Origin of the sequence: Glycocaulis sp., assembly GCF_052168375.1 — a bacterium.
In the GTDB taxonomy this organism is placed as follows: domain Bacteria; phylum Pseudomonadota; class Alphaproteobacteria; order Caulobacterales; family Maricaulaceae; genus Glycocaulis.
In genome coordinates, this window is the sequence record NZ_JBQLZR010000103.1 from 1 (window position 1) to 2,967 (window position 2,967).

The window sequence follows — 2,967 nt, forward strand, 5'->3', positions numbered from 1 at the left end:
AATGTCGCCAACCGTGCCGCCGATCTCGCACAGGACAAAATCCACGTCGCCCGCGTCGGACAGGACAAACTGCTTGATGGTGTCGGTGACGTGCGGGATCACCTGCACGGTTGCGCCAAGATAGTCGCCGCGGCGCTCGCGCTCGATGATCGTGGAATAGATGCGACCCGTCGTGATGTTGTCGCCGCGCGTGGCAGAAACGCCCGTGAAGCGCTCGTAATGGCCAAGATCGAGATCGGTCTCGGCGCCATCTTCGGTGACATATACCTCGCCATGCTGATACGGGCTCATCGTGCCCGGATCGACATTGAGATAGGGGTCGAGCTTGCGCAGCCGGACGCGGTATCCGCGTGCCTGCAGGAGCGCACCAAGAGCGGCTGAAGCGAGGCCTTTTCCAAGAGAGGAGACCACGCCGCCGGTTATGAAAATGTATCGCGGCATGGAAGGACGGGTTAGCGCAGAATCACGAAGGGTGAAAGCCGATCCCTGTTACGGACCGGCTTAAAAATGATGGAAATAGCAGAAATGCAGGCCGTGGCCGCTGGTCTAGCGGCCCGGGTCCTCTTCGCTGGCAGGCGCTTGCGCAGCTTCAGGCTCGGCAGTCTCCTCGCCAGCCTCGAAAGCGTCCGGCACGTCCTGCGCGGGCGCTTCGCCGGCTGCAGGCTCTACTGCCTCGGCAGGCGTTTCCGTGCCTTCTTCATCATCGAAGCTGAAGGGAAGCGGGCTGGAATCGTCATCCGTCGCAAGGCGTTCGATCACCGACTGGCTGGACCGGTCAATGGTGGAGAGAGCCGCCAGAGCGATGGAATTAGCCATGAACACGCCGCCCAGAATCATCGTGGTGCGCGTCAGAAGGCTGGCTGCGCTACGCCCGGTCATCATGCCGCCGGGGCCGCCGCCAATACCAAGTGCGCCGCCTTCGGAGCGTTGCATCAGCACGACCGCAACCAGTGCAATCGCCACAAGTATCTGGATGATAAGCAGAATAGTGGTCATGGAGCCTTGAAACGCCTTGCTGGCCGCCCGGCGAATGACGGGCAGCGGATCAACTTGCGGCGCGTTGTAGCTCAGGCTCCTTGGTTTTGCCACTCTCCAACTGCCGCGGGGCAGCAAGGCGGCGGCGCAAAGCCTCCACCGTCATCTCGATTTCCCTCAGCGAATCCGCGACGCCTTCTCCGCCCGAATAGGCGGCCAGCACGCCCATCGCCAGTTCCTTGACGAGATTGAGGTTGGCGAGCGTGAAGCCGCCATCACTCATCAGCTCCTCGCAGACCTGGTAAAGCGCAAAGGCGATCCGTGAGGCCTCTCCCGCATTCTGGCGCGCCAGACGCAAGCGGAGCTCCTTCGCCGTGCGGGTCAGGTCTTCCAGATCGAGAACGGCAACATTGCCGGAGTTGAGTTCGCGCACACCCACTTCGACGCCGACGGTCATGCGCATGCACAGGCGGCGAATGCGCTCCATTTCGACGGTGCGGCGCGCCTCGGCAATCCAGCGATTGGCCTCGTCAACGGCGCTGTCATCGCATTCGGTCACGACCTGCAACGTGTTGGGCGCTTCGATGCGGTTGCCGGCACCAATGCCGCGATCAATGTCCTTGCGGCGGTCCGGACCAATATAGTCGCTGGTCACCACGAATGGTTTGCGGGCGCGCACCAGCGTGCGGATGCGTTCCTCGGCAAAGGCGGTGGAGAACGGACGAATGATGACGTCATCTATGCCGGAATCGATGGCCTGCTTGATGACATTGCCGTCGCGCACCCAGCTGGTGAAGACGAACACGACGAAGGGATTGCGCCCCAGTTCGCCGGAACGGACGGCGCGTACAGCGCGCAGGAGTTCGTTCTCGTTATTGACCAGTTCGGCAACGATGAGATCGGGCGAGGTGTCTTCAAGGCGGCGCTTGAACTCTGCCATCGAGCTCAGGCAGCTGATCTCGCGAAATCCGATTTCATGCAGCGCGTAGCGTGTATTGCGCAGATTGACCCCGACCGGATCAAACAGCAGCACCGACGCGCGCTTGTAATCGATATTTCTCATCGCACCACCTGATGCAGGGGGTGTCGCTGCTCCCCTGTCTGGCAGAACCATGACAGGCAAGTCTGAAAATCGCCTTACGAAGAAAGGTTAACGAGGCGTGCAAAGCTGACAGGGTCGAGGCTCGCACCGCCGACCAGCGCGCCGTTCACGTCTTGGCACGCCATCAAGGCTTCGACATTTTCCGGCTTTACCGACCCGCCATAAAGGATGCGCAAGCGGTCGGCGTCTGCACCCGGCCAGGCGGCGCGGATAGCGGCGTGCATGGCCTGCGCCTCTTCAGGACCTGCCGTGCGGCCAGTGCCGATCGCCCAAACTGGCTCATAGGCAATGACCAGTTGATCGGCGGCTGCTTCCGGCAGGCTCTGAGCCAGCTGGGCCAGCACCGTCGCTTCGGCGCGGCCGGCTTCACGTTCCTCGAGATGTTCGCCGACGCAAATAATCGGCGTCAGTCCTTCGCGCAGCGCGGCTTCGGCCTTGGCCCGCACCGTTACGCTGGTTTCTCCATGGCCGTCACGGCGCTCGGAATGCCCGACGATCGCGTAACTGCAGCCTGCATCTTTCAGCATCCCGGCAGAAAGATCGCCGGTATAGGCTCCGTCAGGTTCGCTGGAGCAGTCCTGCGCGCCGAGGGCAACACCGCTGCCTGCCAGCTCGCCCGAAAACGGATGCAGCAGCGTTGCTGGAGGGCAAACAAGTATTTCGGCCTCCACAGGCTCCAGCGTTTCGCGGAACCGGCTGATCCAGCTGGCATCGGCCTTCCGGCCATTCATTTTCCAGTTGCCCGCTATGAGGGGGCGGAGAATCGGCATGTCGGCACAGTCCCGTCTGGCGAAGGCCGCAGCGATACCAGCCCGTTTCGCCAACGGCAAACACCAAGCGGTTCCGGACAGGCCAGCAGCCTTGCCCGGCGCGCCTGCCACGGCTAGGGT

At 62.4% G+C, this 2,967-nt stretch carries 3 protein-coding genes and 1 pseudogene; all 4 read right to left on the minus strand.

What is annotated here, in order from left to right; translation table 11 throughout:
- Positions 1 to 441 (minus strand): annotated as a pseudogene (locus ACTS2Z_RS04150) (CTP synthase); the annotation flags it as partial.
- Positions 442 to 546: 105 nt separating this feature from the next.
- Positions 547 to 996 carry a preprotein translocase subunit SecG gene (gene secG, locus ACTS2Z_RS04155; RefSeq protein ID WP_442571968.1) on the minus strand — a complete coding sequence of 150 codons (450 nt, stop codon included), beginning with the start codon at positions 994 to 996 and terminating at the stop codon, positions 547 to 549.
- A gap of 49 nt (positions 997 to 1,045) precedes the next feature.
- A complete protein-coding gene (locus ACTS2Z_RS04160) occupies positions 1,046 to 2,038 on the minus strand; it encodes a response regulator (protein WP_442571969.1) in 993 nt (330 codons plus the stop codon).
- A gap of 74 nt (positions 2,039 to 2,112) precedes the next feature.
- A complete protein-coding gene (gene tpiA, locus ACTS2Z_RS04165; RefSeq protein WP_442571970.1) occupies positions 2,113 to 2,847 on the minus strand; it encodes a triose-phosphate isomerase in 735 nt (244 codons plus the stop codon).
- Positions 2,848 to 2,967: the final 120 nt, after the last annotated feature.